Annotated in this window: 18 protein-coding genes; 4 read left to right on the plus strand and 14 right to left on the minus strand. The window is 50.7% G+C overall.

From position 1 onward, the window contains the following. Positions 1 to 16 precede the first annotated feature (16 nt). Entirely contained in the window at positions 17 to 1,567 is a 1,551-nt protein-coding gene (zwf, locus tag ACWHYD_RS16330) for a glucose-6-phosphate dehydrogenase (RefSeq protein WP_447963085.1), read from the plus strand. Positions 1,568 to 1,662: 95 nt separating this feature from the next. Here zwf and ACWHYD_RS16335 read toward each other — a convergent pair whose 3' ends face one another. From ACWHYD_RS16335 to tkt, 4 genes are all read right to left on the minus strand, one after another. Continuing rightward, positions 1,663 to 1,818, minus strand: coding sequence for a hypothetical protein (locus tag ACWHYD_RS16335; RefSeq protein ID WP_447963086.1), 156 nt, complete (start codon positions 1,816 to 1,818; stop codon positions 1,663 to 1,665). A gap of 685 nt (positions 1,819 to 2,503) precedes the next feature. Then, positions 2,504 to 2,638: a hypothetical protein gene (locus tag ACWHYD_RS16340; protein ID WP_447963087.1), complete on the minus strand. Its 135-nt coding sequence runs from the start codon at positions 2,636 to 2,638 to the stop codon at positions 2,504 to 2,506. A 271-nt stretch (positions 2,639 to 2,909) separates the two neighbouring features. After that, a complete protein-coding gene (tal, locus tag ACWHYD_RS16345; RefSeq protein ID WP_447963088.1) occupies positions 2,910 to 4,058 on the minus strand; it encodes a transaldolase in 1,149 nt (382 codons plus the stop codon). A 25-nt stretch (positions 4,059 to 4,083) separates the two neighbouring features. Then, positions 4,084 to 6,174, minus strand: a complete 2,091-nt coding sequence (tkt, locus tag ACWHYD_RS16350) for a transketolase (RefSeq protein WP_447963089.1) — start codon at positions 6,172 to 6,174, stop codon at positions 4,084 to 4,086. Positions 6,175 to 6,423: 249 nt separating this feature from the next. Here tkt and ACWHYD_RS16355 point away from each other — a divergent pair, with 249 nt between their 5' ends. Both ACWHYD_RS16355 and ACWHYD_RS16360 read left to right on the plus strand, forming a co-directional pair. After that, positions 6,424 to 6,618: a MoaD/ThiS family protein gene (locus ACWHYD_RS16355; protein ID WP_447963090.1), complete on the plus strand. Its 195-nt coding sequence runs from the start codon at positions 6,424 to 6,426 to the stop codon at positions 6,616 to 6,618. A 4-nt stretch (positions 6,619 to 6,622) separates the two neighbouring features. Beyond that, positions 6,623 to 7,558, plus strand: coding sequence for an ATP-binding protein (locus ACWHYD_RS16360; RefSeq protein ID WP_447963091.1), 936 nt, complete (start codon positions 6,623 to 6,625; stop codon positions 7,556 to 7,558). 296 nt (positions 7,559 to 7,854) lie between these two features. Here ACWHYD_RS16360 and ACWHYD_RS16365 read toward each other — a convergent pair whose 3' ends face one another. The 7 genes from ACWHYD_RS16365 to ACWHYD_RS16395 all read right to left on the minus strand — a co-directional run bounded on the left by ACWHYD_RS16365 (position 7,855) and on the right by ACWHYD_RS16395 (position 14,045). After that, entirely contained in the window at positions 7,855 to 8,286 is a 432-nt protein-coding gene (locus ACWHYD_RS16365; protein WP_447963092.1) for a hypothetical protein, read from the minus strand. Positions 8,287 to 8,385: 99 nt separating this feature from the next. After that, positions 8,386 to 9,396, minus strand: a complete 1,011-nt coding sequence (locus ACWHYD_RS16370) for a flippase-like domain-containing protein (RefSeq protein ID WP_447963093.1) — start codon at positions 9,394 to 9,396, stop codon at positions 8,386 to 8,388. Further along, positions 9,389 to 10,873 carry a CDP-alcohol phosphatidyltransferase family protein gene (locus ACWHYD_RS16375; RefSeq protein ID WP_447963094.1) on the minus strand — a complete coding sequence of 495 codons (1,485 nt, stop codon included), beginning with the start codon at positions 10,871 to 10,873 and terminating at the stop codon, positions 9,389 to 9,391. The genes ACWHYD_RS16370 and ACWHYD_RS16375 overlap by 8 nt, the downstream gene beginning before the upstream one ends. A 10-nt stretch (positions 10,874 to 10,883) precedes the next feature. Beyond that, positions 10,884 to 11,645 (minus strand): phosphocholine cytidylyltransferase family protein, encoded by a 762-nt coding sequence (locus ACWHYD_RS16380; protein ID WP_447963095.1) that lies wholly within the window; start codon positions 11,643 to 11,645, stop codon positions 10,884 to 10,886. Next, positions 11,642 to 12,730 (minus strand): pyridoxal-phosphate-dependent aminotransferase family protein, encoded by a 1,089-nt coding sequence (locus tag ACWHYD_RS16385; RefSeq protein WP_447963096.1) that lies wholly within the window; start codon positions 12,728 to 12,730, stop codon positions 11,642 to 11,644. Before ACWHYD_RS16385 ends, ACWHYD_RS16380 begins: the two co-directional genes overlap by 4 nt. Before the next feature lie 69 nt (positions 12,731 to 12,799). Beyond that, positions 12,800 to 13,381 carry a thiamine pyrophosphate-dependent enzyme gene (locus ACWHYD_RS16390; RefSeq protein WP_447963097.1) on the minus strand — a complete coding sequence of 194 codons (582 nt, stop codon included), beginning with the start codon at positions 13,379 to 13,381 and terminating at the stop codon, positions 12,800 to 12,802. Between the two features lie 151 nt (positions 13,382 to 13,532). Further along, on the minus strand, positions 13,533 to 14,045 hold the full coding sequence (locus ACWHYD_RS16395) for a thiamine pyrophosphate-binding protein (protein WP_447963098.1): 513 nt from the start codon (positions 14,043 to 14,045) through the stop codon (positions 13,533 to 13,535). A gap of 252 nt (positions 14,046 to 14,297) precedes the next feature. Between ACWHYD_RS16395 and queF the strand changes: the two genes are divergently transcribed. Then, positions 14,298 to 14,702, plus strand: a complete 405-nt coding sequence (gene queF / locus ACWHYD_RS16400; protein WP_447963099.1) for a preQ(1) synthase — start codon at positions 14,298 to 14,300, stop codon at positions 14,700 to 14,702. A 49-nt stretch (positions 14,703 to 14,751) separates the two neighbouring features. Here queF and ACWHYD_RS16405 read toward each other — a convergent pair whose 3' ends face one another. The 3 genes from ACWHYD_RS16405 to ACWHYD_RS16415 form a co-directional block, all read right to left on the minus strand. Then, complete coding sequence (locus ACWHYD_RS16405) at positions 14,752 to 15,870, minus strand: DegT/DnrJ/EryC1/StrS family aminotransferase (RefSeq protein ID WP_447963100.1); 1,119 nt, start codon at positions 15,868 to 15,870, stop codon at positions 14,752 to 14,754. Between the two features lie 154 nt (positions 15,871 to 16,024). After that, positions 16,025 to 16,477: a YqaA family protein gene (locus ACWHYD_RS16410; RefSeq protein WP_447963101.1), complete on the minus strand. Its 453-nt coding sequence runs from the start codon at positions 16,475 to 16,477 to the stop codon at positions 16,025 to 16,027. Further along, on the minus strand, positions 16,474 to 16,704 hold the full coding sequence (locus tag ACWHYD_RS16415; protein WP_447963102.1) for a DUF2835 domain-containing protein: 231 nt from the start codon (positions 16,702 to 16,704) through the stop codon (positions 16,474 to 16,476). The genes ACWHYD_RS16410 and ACWHYD_RS16415 overlap by 4 nt, the downstream gene beginning before the upstream one ends. Positions 16,705 to 16,840: the final 136 nt, after the last annotated feature.

Consider the following 16,840-nt stretch of genomic DNA (forward strand, 5'->3'; position numbering starts at 1 on the left):
TTCTTGCGAGGTCAACATGTCACCGAGTGATTCTTCTCCTAAAATCGACACACCCGTCACGGCTAACCGAACTGCATCGACTCAATCATGCACGATAGTCATCTTTGGTGCCTCAGGCGATCTGACCCAACGCAAACTTCTGCCTGCCCTCTACAACCTTCTCCTGGACGGCTTGCTACCGGACAATTTTGCCGTACTGGGGTTAGGACGGAAACCTCTGTCGGATGATGATTTTCGCAGTATCGCCCGTAAAGGCATTGAAAAGTTTTCCCGGCAAACGCTTGAACCCGACAAGTGGAAATCTTTCCAAAGTCGCTTGTTTTATTGTGCAGGGGATATTGTCGCCTCCGACTACTATGGAACAATCCGGAAACGACTAAAGGAGATTGAATCACCGTTCAAACTACCAGGCAATCGCATCTTTTATTTAGCCATCCCGCCAACTTCTTTTGCGCCCGCATGTGAGGGGCTCCAGAACGCCGGGTTAGTGGCTGCGCCTGATCAAGAGGACACATACTCCCGAGTCATTGTGGAAAAACCAATTGGACACGATTTGTCTTCCGCTCAAGCCATTAATACGGCTATTGGAAATGTCTTCGATGAAGCACAAATTTTTCGCATCGATCATTATCTCGGGAAGGAAACTGTCCAGAATATTATGGTTATGCGGTTCGCTAACTCCATTTTTGAACCGCTATGGAACCATAAATATATCGACCACGTGCAATTGACCGTCAGCGAAGCCGTTACCCTTGGCACGCGAGCCACCTATTACGAGGGAGCAGGAGCCCTTCGAGACATGGTGCAAAATCACATTTTGCAATTGCTCTGTCTGATTGCAATGGAGCCCCCCTACTCGCTGGACCCCGATGTGGTTCGGAACGCTCGAATGGATGTGTTACGCGGACTGCGCCCAATTCGTGGAGAAGACGTCGAAAAGATGACCGTTCGCGCTCAGTATGCCCACGGCAACATCAAGGGCCAGGAGGTACCAGGCTATCGACGAGAGGAAGGAGTTCAACCTGACTCCACCACGGAAACATTCGTTGCCTTAAAAGTCTTTGTGGAAAACTGGCGCTGGGCCGGAGTGCCATTCTATATTCGCACTGGAAAAGCCATGCCGACACGAGCCAGCGAAATCGCCGTTCAATTCAAGGACATTCCCCAGATTCTATTTAATGCCAATCCACAAATTCCCCAGGCTCCCAATTTGCTCACGCTTCGCATTCAACCCGAAGAGGGCATGGCTCTTCGCATTATTTCAAAAGTGCCTGGCTCCAAAGCGAGAACTCATCCCGTGGAGATGGACTTTCACTACGGCGATGCCTTTAAGGCACCGTCCCCGGAAGCCTACGAGCGATTGTTGTTAGATGTCATGGCCGGGGATACATCTTTATTCATGAGGCGGGATGCCGTTGAGGCCTCGTGGAAATGGGTCACAGATATCCTTGAAGGTTGGAGTGCGTACGAAACCAAGTGGTTGCCAGAGTATCCAGCCGGGAGTTGGGGACCAGTCGAAGCCGACAGACTCATTCATGCAGGCGGCCACCATTGGCGAAAAATTTAGTCCAGCCCGTCGCTCAAGTAACCCCATTGAGAATACTTTAGAGGGTTACCCTCGCTTCACTGCTCGCCAAAACTGCTCAACATCCTCATCCTTAATTATGCCTGGCGAGCATGCAGACCGATGTTGGTTTCCATCAATCGCTCCAGACGAACCAACCCCTTTTCAACATCGGCCCCTAGCTGGAGACGATTGACCCAACGTTGACGACTGCTTAGGCCTTGCATATCACTCAATACTTGCCCGGCTTTCAACACCTCAAACGAATATGGTTCATCGGCATGGGAAATTCCTCCCGGTCATCACATATCACCTGAATTGACCCACCAGAATCGGAACCGAGGTTATGCAATTGTCCGGTTGAATGCAAAAAACCGTGGGCCATACCCATGTGGTCGCGTCCTGTTTGATCTCATGAATGTTGGTGCGCATGAGATGAAAAATTGCACGAACGGCATGGGTATCCTCCACGTAGCATTGATGGCGAAATAATCACCTGTTTTAATACGAGCGAGATGCCCCCTCAGCACGGTTTCCAATGAAGCATTACCTTTACAGGACTGAAGCATTTTTTTATCGGTCAAGACTGTGCCATTGCCATCAATGAGTAAGGTAGGTAGTCGGGCAAAGTGCCGTCCGGGTAAAGGCTTCAAAATATTTCTTCTGGTGTTCCTTACTTTCCTGGACGTTTGGCTGACCAAACGCGATTATCTCTAACAGCCCTCCAATTACCGCCGGCGCCATTTACCATTAAAAAAATGGCTTACCAAGATTAACCAGGGCAGCGACGTTGATGCGAATCACCGGATACCCGGCTTGTTCAAGAGCCTTCACCTTGGCTCCCTGTGTGGCATCAATCTCTTGTTTATATGGGATGGAGGCAAAGACCCGGTCTTGCCATAGACCTCAGGTGCCCCTACGCATTTCCCATCATCGGAATTATTCCCTTTCTTTCCTCGTACTTTCAGCCACTAACCGTTCTAACCACGCACCCAGATCCCATAGTGCCGGCGAGGGCACCGCGCTATCCAACACTTGCAATTCGACATATCCGGCAATGACGCCAAAGGTCATACGCCAGACTTCCGGACACAAGCTGCTTCCCCCATGTTCAGGACCCGAACATGTTTGAAACCCGCTTCCTTGATTTCTTTTGCCAAAGACAGCAATGGGGCTATATTAAAAAATGAGAGTTCCGTGATCCGCAACCGTCCCAGCGCATTCCGAATATTCTCATGATGAGCGGAACCGTGATACCAAACGGTTGGATCAACGCTTCACGAACGGCTGACCAGATTGTGGTTCTTTTATCGCCTCGTCAATCGGCTACAGAGGGCCGATTGAATTAGGTGACCCGATCCACATTCTTCGCTAATATTTTCGCGCGCTTCCCGTTAATCACGCCCATTAATTGATCAAAGGCATCCAGAAACAATTTTGCGCCATCTTTCAGGAGAGTATCGGTCACCTCCTCCATCGAAATTCCGGCCTCGGCCAACTGCTGCATGGTGACTTTGGCTTCAGCCAGGCCTTCCTGGATCGTATTCTTCACTGTTCCATGGTCCCGGAAAGCCATAAATGTCGCTTCAGGCATCGTATTCACCGTATCCGGACCGATAAGATTATCGACATAATAGGTATCCGGATATTTGGGATTTTTCGTGCCGGTACTGGCCCAAAGGACCCGCTGAACGCGGGCACCTTCTACTTTGAGAAGTTGAAATTCAGCACTCGCAAAGACTTCCTGAAAGATTTGATAGGCCAACTTGGCATTGGCAATAGCAACCTTTCCCATAAGACTTTCCAACATCGCTCGTTGGGCGGGACGAGATTCTTTTGCGATTTTCTCGTCCAATTTTTTATCAATCAAACTATCAATCCGGCTGACGAAAAAGCTGGCCACCGACGCGACGCGATGTAAATTCCCCCCATGCGCGGCCAACCGTTTCAACCCACGGATATAACTCCAGGCCACCTGCTCATACATCAACACACTGAATAACAGGGTCACATTGATATTGATGCCCTGGGACAGAAGCTCCTCGATGGCGGGTAGCCCTTCCGGAGTTCCTGGTACTTTAATCATGACATTATCCCGGCTCACGGTTTTCCACAAACGGACGGCTTCATCGATGGTGCCTTGCGTATCAAAAGCCAAGTCCGGAGAGACCTCCAAGCTCACATAGCCGTCACGACCATCCGAGGCATCATAGACGGGCCGCATCAAGTCGGCGGCATCCTGGATGTCTTGAATGGCCACTCCTTCATATATCTGCTTGACGCTCGTAACCTGAGACGCGACCTCTGCAATCGCCTCATCATAATCCGCACTCCCGGCAATCGCTTTTTCAAAAATCGAGGGATTCGAGGTCATGCCCATGAGACCATCGTTCTCAATTAATGCCTCAAGTTCTCCAGAGGTAATCAAACCCCGACGAATATAGTCATACCAGGGACTTTGGCCCATTTCACGAAGTTGAACGAGTGGATTCATGGTGATGTTTCCTTTAAAAAAATGGTTAGCGTTGAGAGCTGATGGTGTGAGGTTGGTGCCGTGCGATCTGCTCCTTCGCTGCGGCCACTACATGCTCAACCGTAAACCCAAATTTTTTGGCTAACTCCTTGAGTGGAGCCGAGGCGCCAAATGTTTTCATGCCAATTGACCGACCATCGGTCCCGACATAATTCGCCCATCCAAAGACGGACGCTTGTTCAACCGATACCCGCGCGAGGACATCGGAGGGAATAACCGAGCGACGATAGTCTTCCGATTGTTGTTCGAATAACTCCCAAGAAGGCATACTGACGACCCGACTTTTAATCCCTTCAGCGGCCAATTGCTCATAGGCTTGCACACACAATGGCACTTCGCTTCCTGTTCCAAGCAATAATACCTCGGGATAGCCATCCAATGGGTCCGCCAATACATAGGCGCCTTTGGCTACGCCGGCTGCAGACGCATATTTCATGCGATCCAACGTGGGAATCGCCTGCCGGGAGAGAATCATAATCACCGGTTCATGCCGCAATTCCATAATTACCTTCCACGCTTCAACAATTTCGTTGGCATCGCCAGGGCGAAACACCATTAACCCTGGAATCGCCCGAAGCGAAGAGATTTGTTCAATGGGCTGGTGTGTCGGCCCATCTTCTCCTACCCCAATAGAATCATGGGTAAAGATATGCACAACGGGAATTTCCATTAAGGCACTTAACCGGATAGCCGGTCTGGCATAATCGCTAAAGATGAGAAATCCTGAGCCATAAGGGCGGACTTTTGACAAAGACAGGCCATTCACGATAGCACCCATCGCATGCTCTCGAACGCCGAAATGGATATTTCGTCCTGATTGATTGCTGGCGGTCAAATCCCCTGCTCCCTCAAAGGTTAATCGAGTCTTTGTGGACGGAGCCAAATCTGCGGCCCCGCCAAGAAGCCAAGGAATCGTCGCTGCCAACGCATTTAATACAATTCCAGACACTTCCCGACCGGCAAGCCCCTTGGCATCAGGCGGGAAAACAGGAACTTTACGGTCCCATCCCTCTGGTAATTGTCTATGCTGCATCTGATACAAGTGAGTAGCCAATTCCGGATATTTGGTCTGATAGTCTTTAAAACGGGCCATCCAGGCACCACGCAAATCTTTGCCTCGCTTCCCAATCCCCTCTTGAAAATGAGTCGGCACATCATCGGGCACAAGAAATTTGGCATCTTCCGGCCAACCATAATGACGCTTGGCCAAACGAATTTCTTCTTCGCCCAACGGTTCACCATGAGCGGAATGCGTATCCTGTTTATTCGGAGCTCCATACCCAATATGGCTATCCACAATGATCAACGTTGGACGTTCTAATTCCTTCAAGAATGTGCCAAAGGCGCGATCCAGCATATTAAGATCATTGGCATCACCCACACGGGTCACATTCCACCCATAGGCGATAAACCTGGTAGCCACATCTTCGCTAAAGGCCAAGTCCGTAGGGCCTTCAATGGTGATCTTATTGTTGTCGTAGATCCAACAGAGATTTGACAACTTAAGATGTCCGGCAAGAGACGCCGCCTCCGATGACACTCCCTCCATGAGACATCCATCACCACAGATGGAATACACATTGTAATTAAACATTTCAAAATCTGGCCGATTAAAATACCCCGCCATCCATTGTTGGGCAATCGCCATACCGACACTTGTCGCCACCCCTTGCCCTAAAGGTCCGGTTGTGGTCTCGATACCAGATGTCCAACGATATTCAGGATGACCAGGACATTTACTCTCTAATTGCCGAAACCGTTTGATATCCTCCAATGTGACTGAGGGCTCGCCGAGGTGTTCATATTGTCCGTTCACCGACTTCACCCCACAGAGATGCAACAAGGAATAGAGCAACATCGACGCATGCCCGGCTGAGAGAATAAACCGGTCCCGATTCGGCCAGATGGGATCGTCGGGATCAGAACGCAGGATCCGATTCCAGAGCCAGTAGGCGACCGGCGCCAGAGCCATTGGGGTACCGGGATGCCCGGAGTTCGCGGCCTGCACCGCATCCATCGATAAGGTACGAATGGTGTTAATACAAAGCTGGTCCAGCGAATCACATGCGGGTTTCATTCTTGCTCCTTCGTTATCCATAATAAGTGAGCTATCTCGCGTGACGAGGGTTTATTTTGTGAGAAAGGTGAGTATCTGCATCCTATCATAGCTCATCCTTCCACTCTACATTCTTACCCAATAGGTATTAAAGCAAACGGCCCGGCCGACTCAATAGCAGTAACAAAACGTTTACCTCTGGTTAAGATAAAAAGTAGCCTAATTTAATAAGTTGCCAATCCCATGAACCTGTCTTTATGATTCGAACCCATGAAAGTCCATCTCAGCCATCCCACCCGTGACGTGGTGCTCCAGGGACCCAAACGGGTTGCCGACATTTTCAAAGAACTCAATTTAATCCCCGAGGCCTTCCTGATCATCCGAGGGCAGGACCTCATGACCGAAGACGAAACCGTGGCGGATGGGGATAGCATTGAAATCCGCCCGGTCATATCCGGAGGGTAAACGTATGCGCTGTCGAAAATGTCCAAAACGGGCGGTACTGGGACTGCCAAGGCACAATACGGCGTTTTGTGGGGACTGCCTCACTGAATTTGTGCGAACCCAGGTGCAACGAGCCATTAAGGCTCAACGGATGTTTTCCCCTGAAGATCGCATTCTGGTTGCCGTATCCGGAGGGAAGGACAGTCTGACCCTATGGGAAATTCTGCTGAAATTAGGCTACCGGGTCGATGCACTATACGTGGATTTAGGCATTCCCGGTTATTCCAGCCGATCAAAAGAAAAAGTCGAACAGTTTGCAAAAGTGGTGGCTGAACCCTGCGGGTCCCAACTCACCATTCATACCGTGGAAGAAGATGCAGGAGCGGGAATTAAAGAATTAGCCAATATGATCAAACGCCCGACCTGCTCAGCCTGTGGCACAATTAAACGGTATCAATTCAATCGGGTGGCCTGGCAAAACCATTACAACGTGATGGCCACAGGCCATAATTTAGATGATGAGGCTGCCAGACTTCTGGGGAATGTTCTGCAGTGGCAGGAGGAATATTTGCAGAAACAATCACCAAGCCTTCCCGCATCCGTCGAAGGTTTTGCCAAAAAAGTGAAACCGCTCTACCGCATGACCGAACGGGAAATTGCCGCCTATGCCGTGGTCAACCGGATTGACTATTTGGTTGAAGAATGCCCGATGGCCAAAGGTGCGAAGATGTTAGTGTATAAAGACGCGTTGAATCGCTTAGAAGCAGAATCTCCGGGAACCAAGCAACGATTTTACTGGGGGTTCCTTGATAGACAGGAAAAATCCTCTTCCGTCGCCCCATCCATGAGCGAAATTGACCAAACCACATTGCAACCCTGTAGCGTGTGCAGCCAACCCACAACTGCGGGAACCTGCTCCTTTTGCCGCATGATGGCCCGCGCCAAAACGGCAGTGAAGTAGATACACTTTTTTTGCATGGCCATTCTCCATGGCCTTTAGAAAATCGACGACAGAATAGCCACGACCCCGCAGAATCCCGCCTGCCTGACTCTTGCTAAAACCTTTGCTCAATCACAAAGAAATATGTGCGCCATTGATCTGGGATCCAAATTCATGGCGACGGTTTCCACATTATTAATTAACTGAAGGGGAGTCATCCATCACTGGTAAACTCCAAGAAAGAGGCCAGAGAGCATCACAACATATTGGACATAACCCGATACCTTTGAAAAAAACGGAGAATGGCCGAGGAGGAGTTATTCGGGGAATTCGACACTGCCGCCCTCGAGGTCCATATCAATGCCGGCCAGCTCCATTTTATTACCAACCCGCCACCATTCAAGGGAGATTTCAGACAAGGTGCCTTTCGAGGTATAGAATTTTGCCGAAGGGATAGCCACGGCTTCGTGAGATTTTTTGTGTATTTCCAAGACGAGAGTTTTCAGGGTTGTATCTTCGACCTTCACTCTATCCGGCAACTCAGTGAGGACAAACCGATCGCCGGAATTATGTTCCCAGGCATTGCGTTGCAACTTGGCCACTTCCGTTCCCGTGGGCATAAACACCCCCATACTCAATGCCAGTTTTTTCTCCTCTTCCAACCACTCAATACGAAGCTGTTCTTTGCCATGAGCGATAAAGACACCATCGGTATTCCTGAGGGTATTCGTTCCCAGTTCAATATCCATCGTTCCCAAATCCTTTCTCGTCTCGTCTGAAAATCCGTGAGGGTCCGATTATTCACAATAGACCCGAAGAGTTCAAGTCACCGGATATCTTCACTTAGCCTATTTGTCCCCCGACCGTTCCATCGAGTGTATCTGATCCGATCCACCGTCATGGCCTTTCAGGAGCATCAGGCACACAAGACCAAAGCCAATCCAGAGAATTTCTCGCATTCGTCGAATAAGGGCAAAGGTGATTCCCGTCACTTCCGAGTAGCCAAAAGTCATCAATAGTAAGGTGTATCCCCCTTCTTGCGCACCCAGGCTTCCGGGAATAAAAAATGTTCCGCCCTTGATGAGCACGGTGAGCGCCGCAATTGATATGGCTACCCACACATCGATGCTCACATCGAGAAAGTAGAGTATGGCATACACCTCAAGCGTTTCCATCATCCATGCCAGAAAAAATACAGCCAACGCCGCATAAAAGGTCTCCCGGTGCTGAGAATAAAATTTCCGAATCGTGCCGTCCAGCTCCTGGAGTTGAGCTTCTCGTTTTTCAAGAAAGGTGAACCTGATACCGCATGCTCGCAATAGGCCCAAGCACCCCATACCGAGACCGTGGCGTTGGAGCAGCACAAACAGCCCGACGCCAAACGCTAACACTCCGACACTGACCAACATCGCCACCCAGTAATGACCTGAATCGCCAAGTATCCAAAAAGCCAAGGCCAACCCCAACAAGATAAAAAGCACTTGTGCGAAGGTCATCGTGGTCTTCGCGGTAATCACGGACGCCAATCCCTCCACCATCGGCACCCCGTAACGTTTCAGGAGGTAGGCCTTCAGAGGTTCGCCACCGACATAGGCCGTGGGAGTCGTGACATTCACGGTTTCGCCAGCCATCCTAATGGCAAATAATCGCATGAACCCGACCTTTCGAGCATGGAAACCCAGCGTGAATTGCCATCCCAAAGCCTCCAACCCATATACGAAAACCATGGGAATGAGGATGAGTAGGAGATGTAGGAGGCCTAAGTGAGAAACGGTGTGCTGAATCGGTTCGAGGCCGATGTGGAGAATAATTCCGACCAAAGCCGTGAGGCCAACGACCAGGAAAAGCAGTTTAAGCACGAGAGATGAGACTACGGCGAAGCATCCAGGCCATCGACATGACAAAGAGCCACGAGCCAATTGCGGCCAGGGCCAAAAACCAGTGCAGGAGGCCAAAACCAGCACCCAACAAGACGATGATCGAAAAATCGCGATTGGCGACATTGCCCAACATAAATTCGATATTAGCTTGCTCCTGTTCAGTGAATTGCCGAGGCTCACGAGGACGGGATCGCAAGTGCCTGGCATGATTAACTAACAGCAACGACACGACATTGGCTAAGACGGCTGAGGCCCCAAGCAGAAGAGGAAGGTGCGTATGTTCCCACGGCCCATGGAGAAACGCCCCGCAGGCAATGGCGGCAAACAACACGATATGCACAACATTATCTGCCCAAATATCGAGTTCCTGCCCAAACTTTGACTCAGAAAACGTCAGCCTGGCCACTTCTCCATCACAACAATCAATAATCACAGATAATTGCAAAATCAGTCCACCGAAAATGGCGAGTTTCCAGGACCCAGGCACAAACAGCCCGGCGGCCACGAGTCCCACGACCATGGATAGCATCGTAATCATGTTCGGTGACCATCCCAAACGCAAAAACCCCTGAGTGAGCAGACCGGAACATTTCCGATTTACATATCGATCCACCAACCCATCCAAGCCGCCTTTCAGTGTCTGAAGTGCCTGCAACAGCGTCCGCTCCGCGAGTTGTGGTCCCTTTGGGCCACGGACATCCCTGAACCAATGAGAAGCTCCGCCGATGGTTTGAATCGTCCCTTCCACAGCCGCTTGCTCCAGTGCCAACCGGAGTGGATTGGTCCCATTGGCATGCAACACGCCTGAAATACCCAGGAGTCGGGCAGGGAGAACCAGAAGATCTCCAACCAGCGGCAACCGGCTCCGCTCAGAAGTCTGACTGTCGGTTTTGGACTGTGAGGTTTGGGATACCGCCTGGTCATGGAAGACCACAGTTGAAGTTGATCGTCCTTCAATTCCTTCAGGCCGGAACGCCACACCAGGATTTCCTCGGTGATGCCCCTCCTCAGGATGGCCAACGACCACAACCGCTTTTCCTTGAGATCCTTCAGCCCGCAAGCGTTGGATCAATGTCGGAGAGTACACTGTATGGCAACCCACGATCATACAAGCTCCATTGATCTCTTCCGCAAGCGCTTCCCAAGTCTGAGGGTCATGAGGAGGAAATTCACGGACAGGAAGCCAACGAACGGCGGCCTGTATCCGGTTATCTTCCCGAAGTAATTGACGAAGCGCTTGTTCTTCAGGCCCGGCCAATACCCATATTTGAGAAATCCCTCCTCGCTGCAACGTGAACACCGCCCGTTGAAACAGCGTCATGCCGCCGACCCGAGTCAAGGGACTGGGAACCGCGTCACCCGTCCCGGCACAGCCAGAATTAAAGACGCCGACCGACGTCAATAAAATTGCCGTGTCAACCGCGTGAGTGGCTTCTTGTTTAAGTGTTCCGTCCATACACTCATTCCTACGGCGTCAGTCTGGTGGCCCTGATATTCTCCTCTAACTTTATCACGGCGGGCAAGATCTCAGACACAGCTCGATCGATATCTTCGGGAAAATCTATTTCTATCCAAGGAAGCCCTCCGATTTTTTCGTAACCCACCGGCACCTTCTCAAAAAACCCCTTTAGCGTGTCCTCATATTCCATATCAAGCGCTCCGGCATCGACATAAGCCCGAACCGATTGCAACAATGCTGGAATATCCTGTTGTTGGACTTTGAGAAATCCGACCCCTTCGCCAGCCTCATCATAGTCGGATGGCAGAGTTTTACTTAGGGTCAGAACCCGAGCAGTCTTCGCGGCAATCATGCATTCTTCCGATTCCTGCTTCACTGTCTCATCCATTAACAAGGCCGTCGGGAAGGAAGAATGAACCAATCGAGACAGAATCGATGGGGCATAGAGAACATCGGCATCCATGAGCACCACATCATCGTCCATTTCAGACCGTGCCGCCCACAATGAGGTCATGCTTCCACGAGTAAACTGTTCATTCACCACCCATCGGATCTCTTGAGCAAATGATTCGGCAGCCATGGCCTTTCGAATATGGTCTTGAGCATACCCCACGACCAATACGACCTGAGACACACCCAATCGCCCCAGGTACTCGACATGCCGGGACAGTAAGGTCCTCCCACCAATATCCACCAGGCATTTCGGCCGACCCTGGGTGACACCCTGCAAGCGCTTGCCGACGCCAGCCGCGAAGATAATCGCCTTCACGCCCTGGCCCCCGAAACTATGCTCTGAAAGGCGGAGAGAAACCCCTCAATATCCTGATTGGTCAGAGCACCAATATTGGCGACCCGAAAAATTTTCTGTTCCAACTGCCCTTGCCCGGCATAGATCACGTACCCAGCTTGCTTTAACTCATCATGCAGCCTTTGGTAGGTACACCCTTCCGGGAGATAAAACGCCGTTAGGGTATTACCTTGAATGGCAGGATCCAATACCGCCTTCACCCCCCACTCATCCAAACGTGTCCGAATAGTGGTGGCATACCCTTGAAATCGCTGAATCCGATTCTCGAGGCCTTCCTCTAAAAGTTCATTCAGGGCTTCCCGGAAGGCATAATAGACCTGCACGGCTGGAGTAAAGGGAATCGTCCCCCTCTCCTGTTCCTCATAATAATTTGCCAGGTTTAAATACCAGGACCGCTTGGGATATTTCATTACCCGCTCCATAAAGCCTTTTCGGACCAACACAAATGCTGCACCAGGAAATCCTTGGATACATTTCTGAGCGGCCCCCGCGACCATGTACAGCTTACTTCCGGCAATATCCAGCGCCTCTCCCCCCAGCCCGCTCACAGAGTCCACCATAAATACCCGACCATACCGGTCCACGATCTCTGCAATTTCTTTTACGGGATTAATCAATCCCAGCGTCGTTTCATGATGAACCATCGCGACGGTGTGCACTTCCGGGTGTTGCTTCAGCGCCAAATCAACCGCCTGCGGATCCGGTGCGACTCCCCAGTCATACTTTAAGTCCGGCGTTTGCAAACGGTGCGTGGCCAGCATGGAAGACATCCGTTGGCCATACACCCCATTATTAATCACCATCGCCCGCTTGCCGGTAGGAATACTGGACATTAACGCCGCTTCCACAGCCGCCGTGCCGGAACCCGTCAGGACAATCGCGGTGTACTCGTCTTCATTACCAGGCACAAAGACCTTCAGCAATTTTTGCCGGATATCGGACAGTAATTCCGAAAACTCCGACTCTCGATGACAGACATCTGGTTGAAGTAACGCCTGACGCACTCTTTCAGACACATTGACGGGACCTGGATTGAATAAAATCATGAACCCTCTTCCTTTACACGCTTAACAGGCTGGCGATTAGGCTTCTACGCGAACACATCCATTGTGTCGTTAGGTGACACTCCCCTTAAACCGTTTCGTCAGCTCGGCTGGACCCAAGGCAATACGATCCGCCTCTTCAAGCTGTTCATTCACTTTGATCAACAAAAAATTCGGCCCGTCATCTCCTAACATGGCCTTAAACTCATATACAATATCTTCTCGCTCCCAGACGCGCTCAACATTCTTGTATCCTGCGGCTTTGGCCATTTTATCCAGGCCCACCACCCTGGAATAGGTGGGTTGATTGCCGGTGGTCCCATACACTTCATTATCAAAAACCACATGAATGAAATTTTTCGGTCGCAACGCACTAATCGTAGCCAACGTGCCAAGACTCATCAGCACATTTCCGTCGCCATCAAATACGACCACCGTTTTTTCTGGCTGGGCCAGAGCCAATCCTAATCCGATAGCTGCCGTCGCGCCCATGGAGCCAATCATATAAAAATTTTGAGCCCGATCACGGAGTTTACAGGCTTCACGAGAGGGAAACCCATTGCAGACAACAAGCAGCTGATCGGTCATGATTTCCAAAATAGCCGCCATCGCCTGCGCCCGGCTCTGCATCACCCCTTCTTCTGGTCCAATCATCGTTGCATCTCCAACACAATGGTTACTTTTTAGCTTTTACAATCAACCCGTTGACCACTCACTGTATAGACTTACGGATTGACCACTCTTTCCAAACGTGACCGATCCAGAACACATGACAGATTCATGCGGACTGCTTTTTGACATCCCACTAGGGCTGAATGGTTTTCACAATTCCCTTTTTCAACAATAGTGCGACAGGGATCCGCTTCTCCATAAAAGTCGTGGCCGTCCATTTCAGATCATCCACAATCGTCTTCTGGGACAACGTCCGGTGTGGAATCCGAACCGTATCCAACAGCGTCGTCATCGTTTCCCCCATCACCAGATGCTCAGGAGCGTCCTTGCCTTCGAAGCCACGCCAGGACACCAACAGCAAACAGGGGATTTGATAAATCAAATTGAGAGAAGCCAGAACATTCAGGGCATTACCCAATCCGGAGTTTTGCATCAACACCACCGGGATTTTCCCGCCAAGGTAGGCTCCTGCGGCCATCGCCACCGCCTCATCTTCGCGAACCGCAGGGGTATACAACTGTTCTTCCGTCAAATGGGCAATAATGCCCCCCAAAATGGTGTCGGGCACACCGGTAAAAAAATCGAATCCAATGTCTTGCAGGCCTTTCACAAAATCGTCAGCTTCCAACATCGTGATACTGCTCATCGCTTTAGACAGACTCCACAATTCCCTCCCCCGCTTTTTAACTCGTCAGACTCAGGATCGGGGTAAGGGTACGTTTGGATGGTGAATAAAAACGGCTTCGGAAAAATACCAAGCGCGCCAGGAATGTCCAGCGAGTATAGCCCAGGGTAGGGGTATTCTCAAGAAACCGGTGGCATGAGGTTGCGAGGAAATTTCAAAAAAGAGTAGACTAGGCTCCCTTCTCAAACATCCATGGAGACGAGCCCTTCACTCATGAAAAAAACCCACGCTTCTTCACGATCAGGCTATTCGGAACGACATGCTAAGAGCGGAATTGCTGAGAAATTACCACGCATCGAAACCTGGCCTAACCAATATCCAGGCTATGAAATTACGATAGAGATTCCGGAATATACGGCCATTTGTCCTAAAACAGGCCTTCCTGACTTTGGAACCATCCGGTTGACCTATGTGCCGGACAAATCCTGTCTTGAATTAAAATCCCTCAAAATGTATATCCACGCTTATCGAAACCTGGGCATCTTTTATGAAAATGCGGTCAACAAAATTCTGGCCGATTTCGTCAAAGCCTGCCGCCCTGTGTCAGCCATCGTCACCGGGGAGTTTACCGCCAGAGGTGGACTCCGGAGCGTGATTCAAGCCCGGTACCCTCAATAAATTTTCTCGTTCTCAATAGGCTTATACCCCAATTATGGGGTTATATCCTTTAACGACAATCAAAGAAGGATTTGATCGTGTCAACCACATACTGAAGTTGATCCGCTGTGAGTTCAGGATAAATGGGAAGGGAAAGCACCTCTTGGGAGAGCTGTTCCGAGACAGGAAAATCGCCTTTATGATACCCGAGATCCTGGTAGCATTCCTGAAGATGAAGGGGGACAGGGTAATAAATGCGATTACCTATTCCATGGTGGGTCAGATAGGTACTGAGTTCGTCTCGCCGTGGGGTGCGGATGGTGAATTGGTTGTAAACATGAGTATTGCCGGATGACACCACCGGCACGGTCACTCGCTCATCAAGACCGCATGTCTGAAATAATTTCAGATAACTTGCTGCATGTGCTTGACGCTTGGCGGTCCACTCAGCCAAATGCTGAAATTTTACCTGGAGGATGGCCGCTTGCAGCGCATCCAACCGGCTGTTCATCCCGATGAAATGATGATGATACTCTGACCGGCTCCCGTGCACACGCAAGAGTTGCAGTCGTTCCGCAACCAGAGGATCCCGCGTAGTAATCACCCCGCCGTCACCAAATCCCCCTAAATTTTTTGACGGAAAAAAGCTGAAGCACCCTGTACGGCCGAATGCTCCAGCCTGAACACCGTTTCGAGCGGCACCGATGGCCTGACAGGCATCCTCAATGACCGGGATTCCCTTTTCGTCTGCAATCTGAACAATGGATTCCATGTCCGCACATTGTCCAAAAAGATGGACCGGGAGAATGGCTTTGACCTCGGAAGTGAAGCTATCCGCTAACCGGCTGGGATCGAGATTAAACGTATCAGGCATCACATCGACAAAGACCGGACGTGCGTGAAGCCGGGAAATCACTCCTGCCGACGCGAAAAAGGTAAAGGGGACCGTCACGACCCGATCGCCCGGTTCTATCCCCACTTCCATCAACGACAAAAGTAACGCATCGCTTCCGGACGCCACACCAATCGCATGATCCGTGCCGATAAATGACGCCAGGGTCTGTTCGAGGTTTTGAACATGGGTGCCCAGAATAAAACTTTGCTCCGCACACACCTTGTCCAACGCCACCTGAATGTCTTGTTTGATGCTGGCGTATTGGGTTTTTAAATCAAGAAGAGGAACGTTCACGATATGAGGGCTCCATATTGGGCTTGGACGTAAAAGAAATAGTCCTGTGGACTAGAAATTTACAAAAAAAGGATATTGGCACTTACGTGGCAAGACGGAAGGGCAACAATACCAACAACGTTTTCTGAATGCTATAGTCAGACGCCTTCGCCGTTCACCCTCCACTGGTGGGCAACAGGGCGAACAAGACCGCATACCGGCACCCTTTGCCGATCCCGATGCACACGAGTGCCCGGACCCAGCCCACCCGCAACCACCCGGCGGCGATGCAGAGCGGATCCCCAATGAACGGCACCCAGGACAATAACAGCACCGGACTGCCCCACTTGCGAACCCGTTCCACTGCCAGATGCTGAGCTGGTTGGGTCAACCCATGGAATGGATACCACCACCCGATGAGCCACCCCAAAGCCCATGAACTCATTCCACCAAGGGTATTACCAGCTGTGGCCGTGGCGAGAAGACTCCAGGCAGGGAAATGACCCTGTGATGCCAAAAAGACGAACACAACCTCGGAGCTTCCAGGTAATACCGTTGAGGAAAGAAACGCACTTAGAAATAATCCGACAAGGGAATACTCATCCCCAATCATACCGGTTGCGCTCACCTGTCATCCTGTGCCAAGCGGATCGAATGAAACTTTAAATTGGCATCGAAGGTGATTTCAAATGTCCCCTGGATCCCCTGATGGGAGACAAAAGGACGAAGGACCCTTGCAGGAAATTGGATAGTTCGACCATCGATTGACGGTGCGACCACATATTCCACCGCACCATGGTAGTAGGCCTTAAAGCGTTCGGGAGAAATTTTCAGTCTCACGGTCACGGTTTGCATAATACACTGCTCCAGGAACTCTCCTCAGATCTCATCTCATGATCCCGAACCCTTTCATTCCGACATCACCAAGCAGACAATCTAGCCTCGGACGCGTCTCTCATGCTATGAACTGTGAGGTCCGATGCCTCGGGTG

The organism is Nitrospira sp. Ecomares 2.1, assembly GCF_965152585.1.

Coding starts and splice junctions, on each gene's coding strand:
- zwf (WP_447963085.1), top strand. CDS start 17: ATGTCACCGAGTGATTCTTCTCCTAAAATCGACACACCCGTCACGGCT.
- ACWHYD_RS16340 (WP_447963087.1), bottom strand. CDS start 2,638: ATGACCTTTGGCGTCATTGCCGGATATGTCGAATTGCAAGTGTTGGAT.
- tal (WP_447963088.1), bottom strand. CDS start 4,058: ATGAATCCACTCGTTCAACTTCGTGAAATGGGCCAAAGTCCCTGGTAT.
- tkt (WP_447963089.1), bottom strand. CDS start 6,174: ATGAAACCCGCATGTGATTCGCTGGACCAGCTTTGTATTAACACCATT.
- ACWHYD_RS16355 (WP_447963090.1), top strand. CDS start 6,424: ATGAAAGTCCATCTCAGCCATCCCACCCGTGACGTGGTGCTCCAGGGA.
- ACWHYD_RS16360 (WP_447963091.1), top strand. CDS start 6,623: ATGCGCTGTCGAAAATGTCCAAAACGGGCGGTACTGGGACTGCCAAGG.
- ACWHYD_RS16365 (WP_447963092.1), bottom strand. CDS start 8,286: ATGGATATTGAACTGGGAACGAATACCCTCAGGAATACCGATGGTGTC.
- ACWHYD_RS16375 (WP_447963094.1), bottom strand. CDS start 10,873: ATGGACGGAACACTTAAACAAGAAGCCACTCACGCGGTTGACACGGCA.
- ACWHYD_RS16385 (WP_447963096.1), bottom strand. CDS start 12,730: ATGATTTTATTCAATCCAGGTCCCGTCAATGTGTCTGAAAGAGTGCGT.
- ACWHYD_RS16390 (WP_447963097.1), bottom strand. CDS start 13,381: ATGATTGGACCAGAAGAAGGGGTGATGCAGAGCCGGGCGCAGGCGATG.
- ACWHYD_RS16395 (WP_447963098.1), bottom strand. CDS start 14,045: ATGAGCAGTATCACGATGTTGGAAGCTGACGATTTTGTGAAAGGCCTG.
- queF (WP_447963099.1), top strand. CDS start 14,298: ATGAAAAAAACCCACGCTTCTTCACGATCAGGCTATTCGGAACGACAT.
- ACWHYD_RS16415 (WP_447963102.1), bottom strand. CDS start 16,704: ATGCAAACCGTGACCGTGAGACTGAAAATTTCTCCCGAACGCTTTAAG.